Origin of the sequence: Pseudomonas sp. LBUM920 (genome assembly GCF_003852315.1) — a bacterium.
Classification (GTDB): domain Bacteria; phylum Pseudomonadota; class Gammaproteobacteria; order Pseudomonadales; family Pseudomonadaceae; genus Aquipseudomonas.
Genome location: NZ_CP027762.1, coordinates 2,044,561 through 2,065,224, shown reverse-complemented (window position 1 = coordinate 2,065,224; position 20,664 = coordinate 2,044,561). Strand labels below are relative to the sequence as shown.

Sequence of the window (20,664 nt, the reverse complement as noted above, 5' to 3'; positions counted from 1 at the left end):
GAGCCTGGTTTCCATGCAGCGAGATTCGCAACGACGAGCCAACGGCACAAGACGTTGGCGCCACAATAATGGCAAAAAGCTACATGCCCGTCGTTTTCAGAATGGTCGAGGTCGATCTGGCAGGCCCCATGGAACGGAACAACGCCAGCGCCCGCTGATCAGCAGCATAGGCCACGTTGATGCGCAGCCAGTCGCTGTGCTCACCCTTGGGATTGAACAGCGCCCCCGGCGACAACAACACACCGAGCCGTCGGGCACAGACCTGCAACCGTGAATGATCGTCCCTGCCGGGCCGGGCCCACACAAACATGCCCCCGGCGGGCACGGCGAACACCTCCCACTCCTCATCCTCCAGCACCTGCAGGGTTGCGGCCATTTGCGTGTTCAAGCGCTTGCGCAGGCGCTGCACCCACTTACGGTAGGTGCCATTGGCCAGCAGCGTGGCCAGCACCGCCTCGGCAAACCGCGAAGTGCCGATGCCTGTCAGCGTTTTGAGCGTCACCATGGGCGCAATAATCGCCGCGCTGGCGCTGAGGTACCCCACGCGCAAGGCACTGCTGAGGGTCTTGGAAAAACTCGAAATATAGATCACCCGACCGTCATGGGGCAGCGCGGACAGCCGTGTGCAACTGGCGTGCTGCAAGTCGCCGTAGACGTCCTCTTCGACAATCAGGAAGTTCTCGCTGCTCGCCAATTGCAGCAGGCGCTCGGCCACGGCACGGCAAAGGCTGGTGCCGGTGGGGTTGTGATACAGGCAGTTGATGAACAGGCATTTGGGCCGATGGCTTTTCAGCAGCGTCTCCAACACCGGGATATCCGGGCCACCCAGCGTGCGCGGGACGTGCAGCAGCTTGACGCCATGGCGCTCCAACTGACGGTAGAGGTTGGCATACCCGGGCGTCTCGACCACCACCGTATCGCCGGCCTTGAGCAACGTCCGTATGAGCAGGTCTTGTGCATGGCTGGCGCCATGGGTGGTGAGAATGCAGTCGAGACTGCTGGGCACTTTCATCTGCGTCAGGCGCTTGAGCAGTTGCTCACGCAGTACCGGCAACCCCAGCGGCGTGCTGTAGCTGAACAGCCCGGCGGTGTCGGTGCGGCTGACCTCGCGTATGGCGTAACAAATATCATCGCTTTCGCGCCAGGCGTCCGGCAGCCAGCCGCAGCCCAGTTTCAACTCGCCCAAAGGGCCATCGACGTAGGCGCCCCAGCCCAGCTCGGCGCCTTCATGCCAGTGGCTTTCAAGGGAAACCGGCGGTTGGGCCACTACAAACCCCGAGCCCTGTTTTGCCACCAACACCCCCTGCGCCACCATTCGCTCAAAGGCTTCGATGACGCTGGATTGACTGAGCAGGTTGTCGAGGGCCAATTGCCGGATGGACGGCAAGCGCGTGCCCGGGCTTGCCCCGCTTGTGCGAATCCATTGCGCCACCGCGCTGACGATTTGCTGCACCACCGGTACAAGGGCCTGTCGATCGATGCCTAAATCCATGAGCCCCTCACTTCAACTGTCTGTTATTCAACCCCAAACAGTTAAGCACAGAAGCCGGGTTCGACCTGCCGCCGAAATTTATTAAAGTATTGATTTTATTGGATTATTTACCTACTGATACACATTCTGACGAGGCCTTGTGCCAGCCCTGGAAACGCCCCACAGCGCCCCTCGCCTTTTCGAATATGCAGTGGCGCCGAGTCCTAGATCGCCGTCGCGCCACCGTCCACCGCCAACGCCTGGCCCGTGGTGAACGCGGCACCGTCGCTGCACAGGTACAACACCGCACTGGCGATTTCCTCGACTTTGCCGATGCGCCCGACCGGGTGCATGGCGGCGGCAAACTCTGCCTTGCGCGGGTCGGCTTCATAGGCACGCCGGAACATGTCGGTGTCGATCACCGCTGGGCACACCGCATTCACGCGGATTTTCTTTTTCGCGTACTCGATGGCCGCCGATTTGGTCAAGCCGATCACGGCATGTTTGGACGCGGCATAAATGCTCATCTTCGGCGCCGCCCCCAACCCCGCCACCGAGGCGGTGTTGACGATCGCCCCGCCGCCTTGGGCCAGCAGCAGCGGCAACTGGTGCTTCATGCACAGCCACACGCCCTTGACGTTAACGCCCATGATCGCGTCGAACTCATCCAGGCTGCCGTCGGCCAGCCTGCCCTTCTCGATCTCGATCCCGGCATTGTTGAAGGCGTAGTCCAGCCGACCATAGGCGGCGACGGTCTGCGCCATCAACTGCTGCACGTCCGCTTCCAGCGTGACGTTGCAGCGCACGAACAACGCCTCGCCGCCCGCCTGTTGAATCAGCGCGACGGTGCCCTCGCCGCCCGCCACGTCCAGGTCGGCAACCACCACTTTCAAGCCTTCGGCGGCAAATGCCAGCGCGGTGGCGCGGCCAATACCGGCGGCGGCGCCGGTGACCAGGGCGACCTGGCCGGAAAACGTCATGCTCATGGGAATGTCCTGTGGGGAAAATAGCCGTGGGCCGAGTCTAGCCAAGCGTAGGACGGGTGCGTCAGCACTATCAGAAGGCCAGTTGGCGGTGTATGAATCGCAGTGATAAGGCCTCCCGTCTCACTATCAGCCAGGCCTATCGGCGGGCATTCGCGCCTCTCGGACAACCTTGCTCTCAGGCCGTTAGGGGTCTATCACTTGGGGTTCACTTCTAAAGAGTCCTTTGCCATGACTGCCCAGACCAACCGCCAGTTCCTGCTCGCCAAACGCCCGGTCGGCGCGGCGACACGGGAGACCTTCACCTATCAGGAAGTGCCGGTGGGCACGCCAGGGGATGGGCAAGTGCTGGTGCACAACGAATACCTGTCCCTGGACCCGGCCATGCGTGGCTGGATGAACGAGGGCAAGTCTTACATTCCGCCCGTCGGCATTGGTGAAGTGATGCGCGCACTGGGTGTGGGCAAGGTGATTGCGTCGAACAACCCGAAATTTGCAGTGGGTGATTACGTCAATGGCGCGCTGGGCGTGCAGGATTACTTCCTCGGCGAACCGCGCGGCTTCTATAAGGTGGACCCCAAACTCGCGCCGCTGCCGCGCTACCTGTCGGCGCTCGGCATGACGGGCATGACCGCCTACTTCGCCCTGCTCGAAACGGGCGCGCCCAAGGCCGGCGAAACCGTGGTGATCTCCGGCGCCGCCGGTGCGGTGGGCAGCATTGCCGGGCAAATTGCCAAGATCAAAGGCTGCCGCGTGGTGGGCATCGCCGGCGGCGCCGACAAGTGCAAATTCCTCGTGGATGAATTGGGCTTCGACGCAGCCATCGACTACAAAAGCGAAGACGTGCCAGCCGCCCTCAAGCGCGAATGTCCTAAAGGCGTGGACGTGTATTTCGATAACGTCGGCGGCGACATCCTCGACGCGGTGCTCAGCCGCCTCGCATTAAAGGCGCGGGTGGTGATTTGTGGTGCCATCAGCCAGTACAACAATAAAGAAGCCGTGAAAGGCCCCGCCAACTACTTATCGTTGCTGGTCAATCGCGCGCGAATGGAAGGCTTTGTGGTGATGGACCATGCGGCGAACTTTGCCGCAGCCGGGCAGGAAATGGCCGGCTGGATGGCGCAGGGCAAGCTCAAGAGCAAGGAGGATATTGTCGAGGGGCTGGAGACGTTCCCGGAAACGCTGATGAAACTGTTTAACGGCGAAAACTTTGGGAAGTTGATTCTAAAAGTTAACTGACCACGGTGGATCGAAATGTGGGAGCGGGCTTGTTCGCGAATGCGGAGTGTCAGTCACCGGATGTGTGTCTGATACACCGCTTTCGCGAGCAAGCCCGCTCCCACATTTTAGCTCAGCGATATTCAGGCGATTTCGGCGACAACTGCGGCCAACGCCTTCGCCGGATCGGCCGCCTGGCTGATCGGGCGACCGATCACCAGGTAGTCCGAGCCCGCGTCCAGTGCCTGACGCGGCGTCAGAATACGGCGCTGGTCATCCTGGGCACTGCCCGCCGGGCGAATGCCCGGGGTGACCAGTTGCAGCGATGGGTGAGCGGTCTTCAAGGCCTGGGCCTCCAGCGCCGAGCACACCAGGCCATCAAGCCCTGCCTTCTGCGCCAGCGCCGCCAGGCGCAATACCTGCTCCTGAGGTTCGATATCCAGGCCGATGCCGGCCAGGTCCTCGCGCTCCATGCTGGTCAGCACGGTCACACCAATCAGCAGCGGTTTCGGGCCGCTGCGCTGTTCCAGCACTTCACGGCAGGCAGTCATCATGCGCAGGCCGCCGGAGCAGTGCACATTGACCATCCACACGCCCATCTCAGCCGCGGCCTTGACTGCCATGGCGGTGGTGTTAGGGATGTCATGGAATTTCAAATCGAGGAACACTTCGAAGCCTTTGTCACGCAGGGTGCCGACAATTTCGGCGGCGCAACTGGTGAACAGTTCCTTGCCGACCTTGACCCGGCAAAGCTTGGGGTCCAACTGGTCAGCCAGCTTCAGTGCGGCGTCACGAGTGGGGTAATCCAGGGCGACGATGATAGGAGTCTGGCAGACGGGCATTGGAATGGGCTCTCAGGCAAGTCGAAATCGGCGCGGATTGTAGCGCAAGCGGCGCCGTTGCGGGATCCGATGATCGGTAAAATACTGATCGAGCGCCCGTGACCCGGCATTTAGAGCAATTGTGTCAAGGCTGATACATTCACGACATGCCCTCAACACGCACCGCGTCTAGCCTCGCGCACATGACCGCCCGTCCAGCACTTCCAGCCATGGAGCTGGGCGCCTATGCTGACAGCAACAACCCAGGCAGATGATCGCACTATGCATACCCCTACCGTCTCTGTAAACGAAGAGCAAAAAGGCGCGGTGATCGCCGAAGACAAGCGCTGGAACACCCGTGCGCTGATCGTCGATGACGATCTACCGATTCGTGAACTGCTGATCGACTACCTGGCGCGCTTCAATATTCTCGCCGTCGGCGTCACCGACGGCACCGCCATGCGCACGGCCATGCAAGCCGAAACCTTTGATGTGGTGGTACTCGACCTGATGCTGCCGGGCGAAGACGGCCTGTCACTGTGCCGTTGGCTGCGCACCGAATCGGACATCCCGATCCTGATGCTCACCGCGCGCTGCGAACCCACCGACCGCATTATCGGCCTGGAACTGGGCGCCGATGACTACATGTCCAAACCCTTCGAACCGCGCGAGCTGGTGGCACGCATCCAGACCATCCTGCGCCGGGTACGCGATGACCGTACCGAGCAGCGCGCCAACATCCGTTTCGACAACTGGCGCCTCAACAGCGTACTGCGCCAGCTGGTGGCCGACGACGGCCTTGTAGTGCCGCTGTCCAACGCCGAGTTTCGTCTGCTGTGGGTGTTTATCGAACGCCCGCGTCGCGTGCTGAGCCGTGAACAATTGCTCGATGCTGCACGTGGCCGTTCCATCGAGGCGTTTGATCGCAGCATCGACTTGCTGGTCTCGCGCCTGCGCCAAAAACTGGGCGATGACCCCAAGGCACCGCAGTTGATCAAGACTGTCCGCGGCGAAGGCTACCTGTTTGACGCGCGGGATATCGGCTGATGCGCGCCACCTTCAATACGCTGTTCGGCAGGCTGTTCGGCGTATTGCTGGTGGCCATTGTGCTGGCCCACGTGCTGGCGTTCTTTTGGTTTCACCACTACGGCCCGCCACCGCCGCCGCCTCAGGAAACCTTTGTCGAGCAGCCGGATGGAACGATGAAGCCGCTGCCCAAGCACCATCGTTCCTGGTTCGGCGGCCCGGTGGTGCCACTGACGTTTCAATTTATCTCGCTGATCATTGCCGCCTGGTATGGCGCCAAACTGCTGAGCCGGCCGATCCAGCGCCTGAGCGCAGCCGCCGAACGCTTGAGCCTCGACCTTGACAGCCCGCCACTTAACGAGTCGGGGCCTCGCGAGGCGCGGCAGGCTGCATCGACCTTCAACCTGATGCAAAAACGCATCCGCGAGCAAGTCAGCCAGCGTGCACGCATGCTCGGCGCCGTTTCTCACGACCTGCGCACCCCACTGTCACGCCTTAAACTGCGCCTGGAGCAGATCGAAGACACCAAGTTGCAAGGTCAGATGCGCCAGGACCTGGACGACATGATCGGCATGCTCGACTCCACCCTGAGTTACTTGCACGAGCAGCGCACCAGCGAAACCCGGCACTGGCTCGACGTGCAGGCGCTGGTCGAATCCCTCAGCGAAAACGCCCAGGATCAAGGCTCCGATGTGCAGTTCGCGGGCAATTGCGCGCCCTTGCAGGTGCAGCCGATGGCACTGCGCTCGTGCCTCAACAACCTGATCGACAATGCCTTGCGTTATGCCGGTACGGCGCGGGTGGAGCTGAGCGACAGCCGCGAAGCCTTGGTCATCCGTGTGATCGACCACGGGCCGGGGATTGCCGCGGATAAACGCGAAGCCGTATTCGAACCGTTCTTTCGCCTGGAAGGCTCACGCAACCGCAACTCCGGCGGCGTCGGCCTGGGCATGACGATTTCCAAGGAAGCGGTGGAACGCCTCGGCGGCAGCCTGAGCCTGGAGGAAACCCCAGGCGGCGGCCTGACCGCCGTGATGTGGTTGCCGAGGGCTTAAAGGGGTTTGTCTTCGCGACGCACTTGCGCCTGGGTCGCGCTCCAATCCGTCAGCAGACTGTAGGCCACCGCAAGCAAGGTCGGGCCGATAAACAAACCGATAAAGCCAAAGGCGATCAACCCGCCAAACACGCCCAGCAGCACAATCACCAGCGGCAGGTTGCCGCCGCGGCTGATCAGGTACGGCTTGAGCACGTTGTCGACGCCACTGATGATGAACGTGCCCCACACACCGAGAAACACCGCATAGGTGTAATCGCCCTTCCAGGCCAGCCAGGCCGTGGCCGGGATCCATATCAGCGGCGGCCCCATGGGGATCAGGCTGAGCAGGAAGGTAACGATGCCCAGTACCAACGCGCCCGGCACACCGGCGATCAGGAAACCGATCAGCGCCAGCAGGGCCTGAGCGGCGGCGGTACCGATTACGCCGTTGACCACGCGTTGCACGGTGCCGGCCACCAACTCGATGTAGTAACCGGCACGGTCGCCAATCAAGCGTTCCAGCAGGCGATGCACGAACGTCGCCAGGCGCGGCCCGTCGCGGTAGAAGAAAAACACGAACACCAGGCTCAGGGTCAGTTCGAGAATACCGCCACCGATCTGCGCGCTGCGCGCCAGCAACCAGTTGCCGACCTGGCCCAGGTACGGCTTGATGCTGACCATCAACGCCGCGCCCTGCTGGTCGATGCTGTCCCAGGTCGCCACCAGGCGCTCGCCGACAAAGGGGATCGAGCCCAGCCAGGTCGGCGCGGCAGGCAGGCCGTCAACCTGGATATCCTTGATCAGGCTCACGGCGTCGCGCACATGGTCGGCCAGGTTGAACCCCAGCCACACCAGTGGCACCGCCACCAGCAACATCCAGCCCAGGGTCAGAATGCCCGCCGCCAGGGATTCCCGGCCGCCCAGCCAGCGGGTCAGCAAACGCATCAGCGGCCAGCTGGCAAACGCCAGCACCGCGCCCCAGAACAGCGCCGACCAGAACGGCGCCATCACCCAGAAGCTGGCACCAAACAACACCAGCAGCAGGATTTGCACCAGTAGGCGATCGTTATTGAGCATCGGGTATCTCGAGAATAAGGCTGTAGGAAGAGAGCTTAGGCGAACGGCGCGGGTCCGTTCGCCCTGTTGCGGGTCAGCGTATCAGATGCAGGTGCAAACCCTTAGCGTCACCGGTGCCGGTTTCCATGCGCGCGGCGCGTACGCCGCTGTCGATCAGGCCCTGGCGCCAGGCTTCGGCGGTCGGCCCGGTCAAGCTGACGCGCAAGGTGGCGTCGAGGTTCAAGCCACGCGAAATCAGGGTCAGCCAGGTGGCGTCGGGCTCGGCGCCCAACGCTGGGAAGTCCAGTTCGCCGGTGCTTTTCAACTCACGCAGCAAGGTGGCCGAGGTAGGCAGCAAGTCCCCCAGCGGCGCGCTGGCATCGAGCTGTTCAACATGCAGATAGGCGCGACGGTTGCCGCGCGTGATGCCGTACAGCGCTACCAGGGAATTGTCCTGCGGCGCCGCCAGACGCAGCAGCAGGTATTCCTGCTGCCCATCGGCGCCGACCAGTTTGGCGTTGCCGAACACTTCGTTGGCCCACAGGCTGCTTTCGCCGCAATCGCGAGCCTGGCACCAGAACAACAGCTGCGCGCCCTTGGCCTGCAACGCTTCGCGCGTCGCGGTAAATGCGGCACTTGAAGTGTGCTCGGCGGGCAGCTCATAGGTGATGGCGGTGGTCTGGCCACGCGCTGTGGCTTGGCCTTCGTAACGCAGTTGGCCGCTGATCTTGCGGATCGCGCCCATCGGGTAGATGCGTTCCTTTGCTTCAGCGGGGCGGTAATCGACGATTTGCGCATCGGCCTGACGGGCCACGGCCGGTAAATCCTGGCTTCCCGGCAGGTCCGCGGCGAACACCAAGGGGCTGAAACAGCACAGCCCGAGGGCACGGATACATCCTTTGCGCAGGCTCATCGGATCGGTAAGCCCTGGCCATTGGAGGTCGCAGCAGTGTTCATAGCGTTCATGGTTGACTCCCTTTCAATCCGCCCAGCCTCGGCAGTTGCCCGCGTCAAGTCAAGGCGCGTGGAAGAACCGATTGAAACAGTCTGCAACAAGGAGCGCGCCGGGCTCATCATTAAGGTGTAAATGATGGCCGCCGGGCAGCGTGTTCACCGTAAAAGGTAGCTGAGAAAGCAATTCTGGATGTTTCGCCAGCATGCCGTCAGCCGCGACCACCAACTGTGTAGGGCAACCCACGCGTCGCACGAAAGCCATCGCCTGCTCATCGGTCAGGCGCATCGGCGAGGCGAGCGTCAGGCGACTGTCCGTACGCCAGGTGTAACCTCCCGGCACCGGCATCAAACCGCGCTGGGCCAACAGCTCGGCGGCTTCGCGACTGACCGCCACCACGCCTTTCATGCGTGCTTCCACGGCGCGATCCAGCGAGGTGTAGACCGGTTTGCGCTTCTCTTGCAGGTTCAGTTGCGCCTGCAGCGCCATGCCCAGTCGCTCGGCGGCGCTCTCGCCCGCGGCGGTGGGCGGGACCACGCCGTCGATCAACCCCAGGTGCGTGACACGCTCCGGCAACGCGCCGGCCAACACCAGCGAGACGATGGCGCCGAGGGAGTGGCCAAGTAATGCAAAACGTTTCCAGCCCAGCTGTTCGGCGACTTGCAGTACATCAAAGACGTAATCCCACAGGGCATAACCGGCGCCGACAGGACGGTGCGCCGAATGCCCATGACCGGCCATGTCCAACGCGACGATACGCAAACCATGCAGCTTCGGCGCCAGCCGCGCAAAGCTGTTGGCGTTGTCCAGCCAGCCATGCAGGGCGATCACCGGCAAACCGTCTTCGGGACCAAACAGATGCGCCGCTAACTCGATATGCGGCAGGCTCAGGCGGACTTCTTCGACGGGCATGCTCATGCGCAACTGCGCTCGCGGGCTGCCCAGCGGGAAAACAGGTTCTTGATCAAGGTCGCGGTGTCCTGCGGGCGTTCGAGGGGAAACATATGGCCGCCGGGCATGGTGAGCATTTCGCCCATCGGCAGGCGGTCGACGCCGCTGGCATGGTGGCGCATCACCACGCGGCTTTGGCGGCCGCGCACCACCGCCAACGGCACCTTCAGCTGACGAACCTGGCCAGGGCTGGTGTGAGGCACGCCGCGGTAGATGCTGATTTCAGTGGCCGGATCAAAGCGCAGACGCAGGCGGTCGCCCACCTGTTGCAAGCCATGTTGCAAGTACGCGTCAAAGCATTCCGGGTCGAACCCGCGAAACAGCGTCTTGCCGGCAAAGTAGCTGCGCGCCGCCTCCAGGTCGGTAAATTCTTCACGGCGGCCCAGCGTACGCCCGGCCGGCGTCAGGCGGTCGATAAAGCCGAACCGCTTGGCGGCACGGATCACCCAGCGGTCAGCGCGGGTCAGCACCGGCGAATCGAGCATCACCACGCCGCGGTACAGCTGCGGACAGCGCATGGCCGCGTGCAAATGCAACACGCCGCCCAGGGAATGGCCCACACCCCACACCGGTTCCGGCTGCAACTGCAGATGGTGGATCAACTCGTCCACCAGGTTCTGCCAGTTGTCGTCCACCGGAAACCTGGGGTCGTGACCGTGTTGCGGCAGGTGAGCCACGGCATATTCCGGGGCCAGGGCGGCAAACAACTTGCCGTAAGTGGCCGAAGGGAAGCCATTGGCGTGGGCAAAAAACACGTGCTGCGACATACCGGATCCATCTGCAAAAACAGAAGTTGATTGTCACCATGCCCGGCCGTTACAGCAATGACTGTAACCGCCAGGAATGATGACACTCACGCCACGCCTATCGCGCCGGCGGGTTCTCGCCCAGCGGTACCACGGCCATGGTCAGGCGCGACACGCAGCTGGCTTTGCCCTCATCGCTGGTCAAGCGAATGTCCCACACTTGAGTGGTCCGGCCGATATGGATCGCCCGGGCCACCGCCGTGACGCGCCCGCTGCGCACGCCGCGCAGGTGGTTGGCATTGACCTCCAGGCCCACGCAATAAAACTTGCTGGCATCGATACACAGGTAAGCCGCCATGGACCCGACGCTTTCAGCCAGCACCACCGACGCACCGCCGTGCAGCAGGCCGTAGGGTTGGTGGGTGCGATGGTCGACCACCATGCTGGCGGTCAGGGACTCGTCGTCGAAGCTTTCGAAGCGGATGTCCAGCAGCTCACCAATGGTGTTTTTCTGGATCGCGTTGAGTTGCTCGATATTCGGTTGGGTGCGCCACAAGCTCATGAAGTTGTCCTTATTAGTTTTATTACGACCTTAATCCTGCCACACAATGGCTTCGTTGCGCGCGCTCCAAACCGCAAGCTCGGCACCGTAGGTCGACTCGATCACCGTGCGTTTGATCTTCAGGGTCGGCGTGAGAAAGCCGTTTTCCACCGCCCAACTGTCTTTTACCACCACCAGCTGGCACAAGCGTTCATGTTTATCCAGTACCTGGTTGACCTGTTCCAGCCAGCGTTCGAGGCTGCTGCCCAGGGCGTGTCGGTCTTGAGGTCCGGCGGACAACACGCACAGGCCGATCGGCGCAGTCAGGCCATCGCCCACCACGCACACTTGCTCAATGCGTGCATGTTCGGCCAGGCGGTTTTCAATCGGTGCCGGGGCCACGTATTTGCCCTTGCTGGTCTTGAAGATTTCCTTGAGCCGCCCGGTCAGGCGCAGGCAGCCGTCGGCATCCTGCTCGCCTTTGTCGCCGGTACGCAGGAAGCCATCATCGGTCAGGGTCTCGGCGGTTTTCTGCGGATCCTTGAAGTAGCCGAGCATGGTCGCGCCGCTGCGCACCTGCACCTCGCCCGACGTGTCGATGCGCACTTCAACGCCAGGGCATGGCAGGCCGATCCAGCCGAGCCTCTGCTGGCCGGGCCGACACACATGGGAATAGCCACAGCTTTCGGTCATGCCATACACCTCCAGCACATCCAGCCCCAGGCGCTGATACCAACGCAGCAATGCTTCGGGCACGGGCGCCGCCCCGGACAACGCAATGCGCAGGGCATCCAGGCCCAACCCTGCAAGAACCTTATGGCCGACGCGCTTGCCGATAAATGGCACGCGCAGCAGGCTGTCGAGGCGCTTTTGCGGGATCTTGCTGTAGACGCCCATCTGGAACTTGGTCCAGATCCTCGGCACCCCGAACAGCGCCGTTGGCCGTGCCCGACGCAGATCCGCCAGAAAGGTATCGAGGCTCTCGGCGAAATACACGGTTTGCCCGGTGTAGATCGAGGCCAGTTCCACGAACATGCGCTCGGCCACATGGCACAGCGGCAGGTAGGACAGCAATCGGTCGCCCTCCCCGAGGCCAAACAACTCGGTGCCACGGGTGGCGGCAAAACCCAGGGCGCCAAAGGTTTGCATCACGCCCTTGGGCAAGCCGGTGGTGCCGGAGGTGTAGACGATGGTAGCCAGGCTTGAGGCGCCAGGTTCGGGATTGTCCTGGATCGGCGAGCAGGCTTGCAGGTCGGCCCAGCGGTAATCGAAGTCGCCGACCGGGCACAGGGGCAGGCTGATGGTCGGCAGCCCGGCGGGGATACCCGGCGCCATCGCAGGCCAGTCGTCCAGCTTGCCGATCAATACCAGCGCCGCCTCGGAATGGGTCAGCACATGGGCAACGGAGTCGGCGGTGAGGTTGGGGTACAGCGGCACCGAGACATGCCCGGCCATCCAGATCGCGAGGTCGGCGATGATCCAGTGCGCGCAGTTTTTTGAGATCAGCGCGATGTGCGAGCCTTGCGGCAGCTCGCGGGCACGCAGCCAATGCGCGGCGCAACGGGCCTGGTGGGCGACCTCGCCCCAGGTGAGGGTCTGCACCTCGCCGGCGCCGGTGGGTTGCACCAGAAAGGGTTTGCGCGGGTGTCGCGCTTCACGTTCGAAGAAGACCTGCAACGGCAAACGAAAAGCGACGGGCATGGGACGCGCTCCTTTGTGATCCGACCATAGCCAACCAAGCACTTGCTTGGTTGACTGTATAGCACACACTTGGCGGTGATTAATTTTAGGGGGCTCGGGGTTTTTGCATGTTTTTTTTGGGGGGGGTTATGGGGGGGCTGGGGGTGCTGGGGGCATATCCGTTGGTTGGGTGATGGCCGCTTTGGGTTCCGCCCTTACGGCGGGTCACTTTGGAAAAGCCCCAAAGTAACCAAAGGGCTCTTGCCCCACCACTCGGCACCTCGCTCACGCTTCGGTGTGCCCGAACGAAGGCTTGAATCCGTGGGCCGCCGTGACGGGCCATCCATGGCCCAACACGGCTAACCCGGCGTCCTGCCGGATTACCCACGGATTCAAGCCTGCGTTCGGCCAGCGTGGTTTAACGGGGCGCCTAAGATCAAAATCAAAAGCAGATCAAGATCAAAAGCAGAGCACGGCGGCCTGGTAGCCGACCTGAGTGGTTAGATCAAAAGCGAAGGCGAGGCGGCCTGACAGCCGACCTGATCTTGGAAGCTGAACTCAATCAAAGGTGGGAGCTGGCTTGCCTGCGATGGCATCAACTGGGTGTGCCTGATGGACCGAGTTGTCTGCATCGCAGGCAAGCCAGCTCCCACAGAAAAGCAAAAGCAGTGCGGTGCTGGCGGTCTGTACTCGGTCAAACTGTGGGAGCGGGCTTGCTCGCGAAGGCGGTGTGTCAGCTACACATGAGCTAACTGACCCACCGCATTCGCGAGCAAGCCCGCTCACACATTTGGATCTCTGTGCATCAGATAGAAGTGTGTTGCTGTGCTCTTGATCCGCTTTTGCTTCAACCACTCAGGTCGGCTTTCAGGCCGCCGTGCTCTGCTTTTGATCTTGCTCTTGATCTGACAGGCCCCGTCAACCACGCTGGCCGAACGCAGGTTTGAATCCGTGGGTAACCCGGCAGGACGCCGGGTTAGCCGCGTTGGGCCATGGATGGCCCGTCGCGGCGGCCCACGGATTCAAGCCGGAGTGAGGGCATGCCGAGCCTAGGCGAGGCACCGAGTGGTGGGGCAAAGACCTTTTGGTTACTTTTGGGGCGTTTGCCAAAAGTGACCCGCTGTAAGAGCGGAACCCTAAGTGGCCGTGACCGCAGCAACGGATATGCCCCCGACCCTATGGACTCTCAACACCAACCAAACTCATCAACCCCGCCAACGGAAAATCCCCCTCAAGCTCCGCAAGGCTGGCAGTGTGCATCGGTTGCGGCTGACGCAAATGCCCATGCTGCAAAAAGCTGATCAAGCTCCCCACCAACGGCTGATGGCTGACCAGCAGCACATTGTCATCGGTGTCGAGCTTTTCCAATACCTGCAACGGACTGCTGTCAGGCGTCAACCACGCCACAGTACGAATCTGCGGCTCAAACCCCAACGCGTCACGTACCAAGTGTGCAGTTTGCTGCGCACGCACATACGGACTGGCGAGGATGGCGCTGATCGGCTGGCCGATCAGGTGCGCGACGCTGCGCAACACTTCACCGCGGCCATGCTCGGTGAGGTTGCGCTCGGCGTCGGTGCGCGCATGCCCTTCGGCTTCACCGTGACGCAAAATCCACAGCTTCACAGCTTTGGCTCTTCATCACGCACCGGGTGCGGCGCCGGCGGCACGCTGTGGGCGGCCTCGCCTTCAGGAGCACGCGGGGTCGGCCAATCGGCGAACGGCCAGGGCTTCTGCTCGGTGTGAAAGCTGCCGAAACGGCCGATCTGCGCAAGGAACTGGCTGAGGCTGTCGCCAAAGTTCATCAAGCCCAGGTTCGGCGCGCCGTAGACCAGGCGATACACCAACTGCACCACCACTAGCGCACCCAGCAGGAACTGCGCGACCTGCCACACCAGGGCAAACACCAGCATCCACAGGATACGCAAGAGAATGGACTCGTATTTCGGGGCCGCTTTGGGATCGTTCATGGCGCGTTCCTCAGTTAAAACCACTGGTGGAAATAAAGTCGACATCGGTCTTGGGCTCGGCGCGCATCAGCAACTCGATGACTTGGTTCAAGGTGCGCCCTTCAAACAGGATCGCGTGCAGCCCGGCGACCAGCGGCATATACACGCCGACCTCCTGAGCCTTGGCTTTCAACACTTTAAGCGTGTTGACGCCTTCGGCCACTTCGCCCAGGCGTGTGACCGCGTCTTCCAGGCTCAAGCCCTGGCCCAGCGCGAAACCGACCTGGTAGTTGCGGCTTTTCGGCGACGAGCAGGTCACGATCAAATCACCCACGCCCGCCAGGCCCAGGAAAGTCATCGGGTTGGCGCCCTGGTTCACCGCAAAGCGGGTCATCTCCGCCAGCGCGCGCGTAATCAACATGCTCTTGGTGTTCTCGCCCATGCCCAGGGCCACGGCCATGCCGGCGATGATTGCGTAGACGTTTTTCAGCGCCCCGCCCAGTTCGACACCAAAACGGTCGCCGCTGGCGTAGACGCGGAAGGTGCGGCCATGCAGCACCGCCTGGACGCGTTCACATAACGCTTCATCTTCACTGGCGACCACGGTGGCCGTCAGCGCGTGCTCGGCGACTTCCCGCGCCAGGTTCGGCCCGGACAGCACGCCAATGCGCGCCTGAGGGGCGATCTCTTCGAGGATTTCGCTCATCAGCTTGAAGGTGTGCGCCTCGATGCCCTTGGTCAGGCTCACCAGCAGCTTGCCCGCCAGGCGCTCGGCATGAGGCGCCAGCACTGAGCGCAAGGCGCTCGAAGGCAGTGCGACAAAGCACAGGTCACATTCAGTCAGCGTGGCCAGCAGATCGGTCACCGGTTCGACCGCCGCATGAATCTTGATGCCTTTAAGGTAACGGGGGTTTTCCCGATGCACGCGGATGGCCTCGGCCTGCTCGGGATCGCGCATCCATTGGCGCACCGCGTGGCCGTTCTCGGCCAGCAGGTTTGCCACGGCGGTACCAAAACTTCCGCCTCCCAGGACCGCAATAGGGCGCTGTTCAGTCATATGCAATCCGTTAATCCATACCAGTGGCGATGGCGGCATTATACGGGGCGACCCGCTTGCGGCCAGCCCCCGTATCAATTCCCGCGCTTGTCGGAAAATGCCACCGTTGTGTGAAGTAATTGCGCGGGCCACGACTGGCAAATGGCCCCACCTCAGTTAACATGGGCGGCTATCCGTAATTATCAAGGCCGTGCCGTGTATCTGGGCCCTCCTCCTCGCTCATCTCTATTGTTGATGCTGTTTTGCAGTGTGCCTGCCGTGGCTGATGACCTGTTTCTGGACAGTCAGCCGCTGCCACAGGTGCTGACCGCCACGCGCCTCAAGCAATCGGCCGCCGCCGTGCCCGGCAGCATGACCGTGATCGACAGCGAGCTGATCAAGGCCAGCGGCGCGCGGGACATCGCCGAGCTGCTGCGCCTGGTGCCGGGGATGATGGTCGGCTACACCACCGGCAACCAGGCGGCGGTGAACTACCACGGCACCAGCGCCAGCGATGCGCGGCGCATGCAGGTGTTGATCGATGGGCGTTCGGTGTACCGCGCGGGCCTGGCCACGGTGGACTGGAGCGATATTCCGGTGGCGATGGAAGACATCGAGCGTATCGAAGTGTTTCGCGGCCCCAACACAGTCAGCTATGGCGCCAATGCGCTGATGGCGGTGGTCAATATCCTTACGCGCTCGCCGTCCAACAGCCACGGTTCGCGGGTCAAAGTGATCCGTGGCGAACGTGGGATCAACGACTTCTATGCCAGCCAGGGCATGGGCTGGGAAACCGGTGACTTGCGCCTGTCGATGTCCGGGCAACAGGACGATGGTTTTGACAGCGACGCCGTCGGCGCCGACCGCCGTGACAGCCGCCGCCTCAGCCGTTTCAGCCTGGCGGTGAGCCAGACCCTGAACGCGCAGCAGAGCATCGATTTGCAACTCGACGCCAAGGAAGGCAGCAACCAGCGCCCTTACACCTACACCCCGGTATTCGCCGGAATTACCGAAGGTGGCACCAATTCCGACGTGACGGCCAAGGACTATGCCGGCTCCGTGCGCTGGAACGTCGAGTTCAACCCCGAACACAGCCTGTATATCCAGGGATCGGCCCAGCAATGGGACCGCCAGCAGGTCTGGAAAGCCTGTGACGCCAAGGTGTCGTTCAGCCCGGAACTGACCCAACTGTGGCAGCTCAACCCCAACTATGCCGAACAGTTGGCCCGCCACATGGACATCTACAGCAAGGGCACGGCCCCGTCCGGCACCGCCGCCGAGCAAGCACTCGGCAACCAGGTGCTGGACCAGTGGCGCCAGGGCGCCAGCCAGAGCGTGTGCGGCAATATCGACCAAAGCACCCGCGAAAGCCGCTATGACATTGAGCTTCAGGACACCCTGAGCCTGTCCGACAGCCTGCGCCTGGTCAGCGGCATGAATTACCGCTACGACCGCGCCGATTCCGACACTTACTTCAACGGCACCCTCGACGACACCACCTGGCGCCTGTTCGGCCACCTGGAATGGCGCGCCAGCGAACACTGGCTGCTGCAAGGCGGCGCGATGTACGAAGACACCCACTTGAGCGGCAACTCGCTGACGCCGCGGGTGGCGGTCAACTACCTGATCAACCCGCGCCACGGCCTGCGCGCGGTGTATTCCGAGGCGATTCGCTCGCCGGACATGTTCGAGAACAACGTCAACTGGAGCTATCGCGTCACCAACCTCAGTTCCCCGACCTATGGGCAAAACTCCGGGCAATATTTTGTGGTAACTCGTGGCCCCGGCAACCTCGATAAAGAGTTGATGCGCTCGCGCGAGCTGGGCTACAACGGCTTCTTTGCCGACCTTGGGCTGAATGTCGACGTGAAACTGTTCTACGACGAAATCACCGACATGATCAGCTCGCCACTGCGCAACAACCAATACATTGCCAGCAACGCCAACAGCGCACGGTTTACCGGCGCCGAGTCGCAGTTCGACTGGCGCATGAGCAACGCCGACCGCCTGCGGCTGACCTATGCTTACGTCGACGCCGCTTCCAGCAACCCGCTGGACAAGGCACAAACCGCGCGCAACAGCGGCTCGGCCGGCTGGCTGCGTGAATGGGGCCAGGGCTGGTCCAGTGCGTTGTTCTACTATGGCGACGACGCGCTCAACAGGTATCGCTTCGAACGGGTCGACCTGCGGGTGGCCAAGCGCATTGCCTTGGGCAACGCCAACGTGGAGCTGGCCGGCATGTTGCAACAACGCCTCGATAACCAGCCCACCACCTGGGCCGACAACAATTACGACAGTCGCCACGTGCTCTACTTCAGCGCGGAGTTAGAGTTCTGACATGGGCGATCAGTCACGGATGATCCTGCTGTTTTTCTCCCGGCTCTGGCGGCGAGGCGTGCTGTTGGCGTGCCTGTTGCTGACCGCGCCGGCGTGGAGCGCCGACATCCTGCTGACCGCCGCCGAAGACGGTGCCGGCGTCCAGGCCTTCGTCCAGGCCCTTGCCCAGCGCCGCCCCGACGACCATGTGACCTTCACCCCGCTCAAAGACTTGCCGGCGCCCAGCCAGTTGCCGGCCAGCACCCGCCTGATCCTGTTGGACCTGCCCGGTCTTGACTGGCGCCTGCAGGATGCCCAGGGCCCGCCGACCCTGGTGCTGCGCATCAGCCGCCTGCAAGCCCGCCAGCGGCTGGGCAATACACATCCGGCCAGAATCAGCCTGTTGTGGAGCGACCCGCCGCTGGAACGTCAGCTGAAGCTGATCGCCAGCATCCTGCCCCAAGACCGACGCATCGGCGTGCTTTACGGCATCGACAGTGAATTCATGCTGCAGGAGCTGCGTCAGTATGCGGCGCCCATGGGGCTGGAAATTGTGCCGCAGCGCTGGGACAACATTAATGACAGTCGCCCCTTGCTGAACCTGTTCAAGAACAGTGATGTGTTGCTCGGCCTTGACGACCCGCAGTTGTACAACCCCAAAACAGTGAAGAACCTGTTGCTCAGCAGCTATGCCCAGCAACTGCCGTTGGTAGGCCCCAACGCCGGGTTCGTCAAGGCCGGTAGCCTGGCCAGCACCTACAGCGACCAGGCTGACTGGCTCGACGTGCTCGACCGACTGCTGAACCATCCGCCGGCCAGTTGGCCACGCACCTTGTACCCGGAACACTTCAAAGTCGTGGGCAACCCGCAAGTCGCGCGCTCACTGGGCATCGAACAGGTTGACGAAGTCGCCGTCGCCGCCGGATTGGCCGAAGGAGAAAAACGCCCATGACCTTGCGTCGTCGTTGGGACATCAACACCCGCACCCAGCTCATCACATTGGGCCCGGCACTGTTGCTAACCCTGCTGCTGATCAGCTTCTTTACCTTCGTGCGTATTCAGGATCTGCGCCAGGAACTGGACCACACCGGCCAGCTGATCGCCAACCAACTGGCCCCCGCCACCGAATACGGCGTCATTTCCGGCAACATCGATGTGCTCGACAGCTTGCTGCGCGCGACACTGGCCACCCCGCACGTGCGCTTTCTGGAAATTCAGGACAGCACCGAGAAAATCCTGTTGTACGTCGAACAGCCGTCGGAGAAGCACGACCATTCGCTGTCGGTGAAAGTGTTCCAGGCACCGATCCGTCTGCAACATATCCAGCTGGGCAATGACTTTTTCCAGGACAACCTCAACGAACCCAAGGCGCCGCGGGCAGATTACCTGGGACGGGTAATTGTCGGCATGTCCAATGACGCATTCAGCCAGCGCCAACAGGAGATTCTGTTCAAGGCCGGGATTCTCGCCCTGTTCGCTCTGCTGTTTACCTTCCTGCTCGCACGGCGCCTGGCCGCCAGCCTGTCGCAGCCGATCAGCGCCATGGGCCACGCGGTCAAAGCGATCCAGCAAGGCGACTACAAGACGCCGCTGCCGATCGTCGACGACTCGGAGCTAGGAGACCTGTCGCGCCATATCAACAACCTCGCCGAGGGCCTCAACCAGGCCAGCCGCGAGCAACACCAGGCCATGGCCCAGTTGATCCAGACCCGCGAAGAAGCCGAGCGCGCGAACAATGCCAAATCGGACTTCCTGGCAATGATGAGCCACGAGTTGCGCACGCCCATGAACGGCGTGCTGGGCATGTTGCAACTGCTGGAAACCACCGAGATGACCGAGGAGCAGACCGAGTACGCGGCGCTGGCCTCCGAGTCCACCGAGCACTTGCTCAAGGTGATCAACGACATCCTCGACTTCTCGCGCATCGAGCGCGCCGCGTTGGAGCTGGAGCATATCCCGTTCAATCTGGCGGACCTGATCAGCAGCTGCGCCCAGGCCTTCCAGCACAGCGCCCAGCAGCGCGGCCTGGCGCTGGCGTTGCCGATTCCGGCGGGCATGGAGTCCTTGCGAGTGCAGGGCGATCCGACGCGTATCCGGCAGATCCTGGTGAACCTGATCGGCAACGCGCTGAAGTTCACCGAGCATGGCACCGTCACCGTCGAGCCTCACTGGCAAACCCTCGACCATGAATTGGTCTGGTTTACATGCACCGTGCGCGACAGCGGCATCGGCATTTCCGCCGAGCGTCTTGAACTGATGTTCGACGCGTTCCAGCAGGCGGACAGTTCCATTTCAAGACGTTACGGCGGTACCGGACTGGGCTTGCCGATCGCCCGCACCCTCGCCGAACGCATGGGCGGCACGCTGCGCGCCCAGAGCGAGGAAGGCCGAGGCTCGGTGTTTACCCTGGAAATCCCGCTGGCCATCGACCAGCAAAGCCTGCCGACCATCGACCTGCGCGCGGAAGGCAAAACCAGCGCCGGTGACGGCCGCCATGTGTTGCTGGTGGAAGACAACCCGGTCAACCGCACCGTGGTCGAAGCCATGTTGCGCAGCCTGGGTTTTGAAGTGAGCCTGGCCACCGACGGCGCCGAGGCGATCCGCAGTGCCGAGAGCCTGATATTCACTGCCATCCTGATGGATTGCCGCTTGCCGCTGATCGACGGCTATGAAGCCACCCGCCAGATTCGCCAACTGCCCGGCTGCGCCAATCTGCCGATTATCGCGCTCACCGCCAACGCGTTGCAGGGCGATCGCGAGGCCTGTTTGGCAGCCGGAATGAACGATTACCTGGCCAAGCCGTTCAAACGCACGGATTTGCAGCAAATACTGCAACGTTGGGTGCAATAGCGCTGCGCCATCAACCAACTGCGACTGGCGTG

18 protein-coding genes are annotated in these 20,664 nt (G+C 62.3%); 6 read left to right on the top strand and 12 right to left on the bottom strand.

Annotated elements, in window-relative coordinates:
* Positions 1-79: 79 nt before the first annotated feature.
* Positions 80-1,492, bottom strand: a complete 1,413-nt coding sequence (locus C4J83_RS09595) for an aminotransferase-like domain-containing protein (protein ID WP_124416877.1) — start codon at positions 1,490-1,492, stop codon at positions 80-82.
* A 203-nt stretch (positions 1,493-1,695) separates the two neighbouring features.
* The gene (locus tag C4J83_RS09590; protein WP_124416876.1) at positions 1,696-2,457 is read right to left on the bottom strand and encodes an SDR family oxidoreductase; all 762 of its coding nucleotides are present in this window, start codon (positions 2,455-2,457) and stop codon (positions 1,696-1,698) included.
* Positions 2,458-2,685: 228 nt separating this feature from the next.
* On the opposite strand from C4J83_RS09590, the gene C4J83_RS09585 reads away from it, so the two are divergent.
* Positions 2,686-3,693: an NADP-dependent oxidoreductase gene (locus C4J83_RS09585; RefSeq protein WP_124416875.1), complete on the top strand. Its 1,008-nt coding sequence runs from the start codon at positions 2,686-2,688 to the stop codon at positions 3,691-3,693.
* Positions 3,694-3,815: 122 nt separating this feature from the next.
* Here the strand turns inward: C4J83_RS09585 and pyrF are convergent, their stop codons facing one another.
* Positions 3,816-4,514, bottom strand: coding sequence for an orotidine-5'-phosphate decarboxylase (gene pyrF / locus C4J83_RS09580; protein WP_124416874.1), 699 nt, complete (start codon positions 4,512-4,514; stop codon positions 3,816-3,818).
* 261 nt (positions 4,515-4,775) lie between these two features.
* On the opposite strand from pyrF, the gene C4J83_RS09575 reads away from it, so the two are divergent.
* Complete coding sequence (locus tag C4J83_RS09575) at positions 4,776-5,540, top strand: response regulator (protein ID WP_106580678.1); 765 nt, start codon at positions 4,776-4,778, stop codon at positions 5,538-5,540.
* Positions 5,540-6,574, top strand: a complete 1,035-nt coding sequence (locus C4J83_RS09570; RefSeq protein WP_106580679.1) for a sensor histidine kinase — start codon at positions 5,540-5,542, stop codon at positions 6,572-6,574. Before C4J83_RS09575 ends, C4J83_RS09570 begins: the two co-directional genes overlap by 1 nt.
* Here C4J83_RS09570 and C4J83_RS09565 read toward each other — a convergent pair.
* From C4J83_RS09565 to C4J83_RS09515, 9 genes are all read right to left on the bottom strand, one after another.
* Positions 6,571-7,632 carry an AI-2E family transporter gene (locus C4J83_RS09565; protein ID WP_119735530.1) on the bottom strand — a complete coding sequence of 354 codons (1,062 nt, stop codon included), beginning with the start codon at positions 7,630-7,632 and terminating at the stop codon, positions 6,571-6,573. The two genes, C4J83_RS09570 and C4J83_RS09565, sit on opposite strands and share 4 nt — an antisense overlap.
* A 73-nt stretch (positions 7,633-7,705) precedes the next feature.
* A complete protein-coding gene (locus C4J83_RS09560) occupies positions 7,706-8,524 on the bottom strand; it encodes a DUF4892 domain-containing protein (RefSeq protein ID WP_124416873.1) in 819 nt (272 codons plus the stop codon).
* A 102-nt stretch (positions 8,525-8,626) separates the two neighbouring features.
* Complete coding sequence (locus C4J83_RS09555; RefSeq protein ID WP_106580682.1) at positions 8,627-9,481, bottom strand: alpha/beta hydrolase; 855 nt, start codon at positions 9,479-9,481, stop codon at positions 8,627-8,629.
* A complete protein-coding gene (locus C4J83_RS09550) occupies positions 9,478-10,281 on the bottom strand; it encodes an alpha/beta fold hydrolase (RefSeq protein ID WP_124416872.1) in 804 nt (267 codons plus the stop codon). Before C4J83_RS09550 ends, C4J83_RS09555 begins: the two co-directional genes overlap by 4 nt.
* A 97-nt stretch (positions 10,282-10,378) precedes the next feature.
* Complete coding sequence (locus tag C4J83_RS09545) at positions 10,379-10,822, bottom strand: hotdog fold thioesterase (protein ID WP_106580684.1); 444 nt, start codon at positions 10,820-10,822, stop codon at positions 10,379-10,381.
* A 30-nt stretch (positions 10,823-10,852) separates the two neighbouring features.
* Complete coding sequence (locus tag C4J83_RS09540; RefSeq protein ID WP_124416871.1) at positions 10,853-12,502, bottom strand: AMP-binding protein; 1,650 nt, start codon at positions 12,500-12,502, stop codon at positions 10,853-10,855.
* Between the two features lie 1,155 nt (positions 12,503-13,657).
* Positions 13,658-14,107, bottom strand: coding sequence for a phosphohistidine phosphatase SixA (gene sixA / locus C4J83_RS09525; RefSeq protein WP_124416869.1), 450 nt, complete (start codon positions 14,105-14,107; stop codon positions 13,658-13,660).
* A complete protein-coding gene (locus tag C4J83_RS09520; RefSeq protein ID WP_119739584.1) occupies positions 14,104-14,451 on the bottom strand; it encodes a DUF4389 domain-containing protein in 348 nt (115 codons plus the stop codon). The genes sixA and C4J83_RS09520 overlap by 4 nt, the downstream gene beginning before the upstream one ends.
* Before the next feature lie 10 nt (positions 14,452-14,461).
* Positions 14,462-15,487 (bottom strand): NAD(P)H-dependent glycerol-3-phosphate dehydrogenase, encoded by a 1,026-nt coding sequence (locus tag C4J83_RS09515; protein ID WP_106576724.1) that lies wholly within the window; start codon positions 15,485-15,487, stop codon positions 14,462-14,464.
* Positions 15,488-15,682: 195 nt separating this feature from the next.
* Here C4J83_RS09515 and C4J83_RS09510 point away from each other — a divergent pair, with 195 nt between their 5' ends.
* From C4J83_RS09510 to C4J83_RS09500, 3 genes are read left to right on the top strand one after another with little or no spacing between them, the layout of a single operon-like run.
* The gene (locus tag C4J83_RS09510; protein WP_372239294.1) at positions 15,683-17,803 is read left to right on the top strand and encodes a TonB-dependent receptor plug domain-containing protein; all 2,121 of its coding nucleotides are present in this window, start codon (positions 15,683-15,685) and stop codon (positions 17,801-17,803) included.
* 1 nt (position 17,804) lies between these two features.
* Positions 17,805-18,734 carry an ABC transporter substrate-binding protein gene (locus C4J83_RS09505; RefSeq protein WP_106576726.1) on the top strand — a complete coding sequence of 310 codons (930 nt, stop codon included), beginning with the start codon at positions 17,805-17,807 and terminating at the stop codon, positions 18,732-18,734.
* Positions 18,731-20,632 carry an ATP-binding protein gene (locus tag C4J83_RS09500; RefSeq protein ID WP_119739576.1) on the top strand — a complete coding sequence of 634 codons (1,902 nt, stop codon included), beginning with the start codon at positions 18,731-18,733 and terminating at the stop codon, positions 20,630-20,632. The genes C4J83_RS09505 and C4J83_RS09500 overlap by 4 nt, the downstream gene beginning before the upstream one ends.
* Positions 20,633-20,664 lie beyond the last annotated feature (32 nt).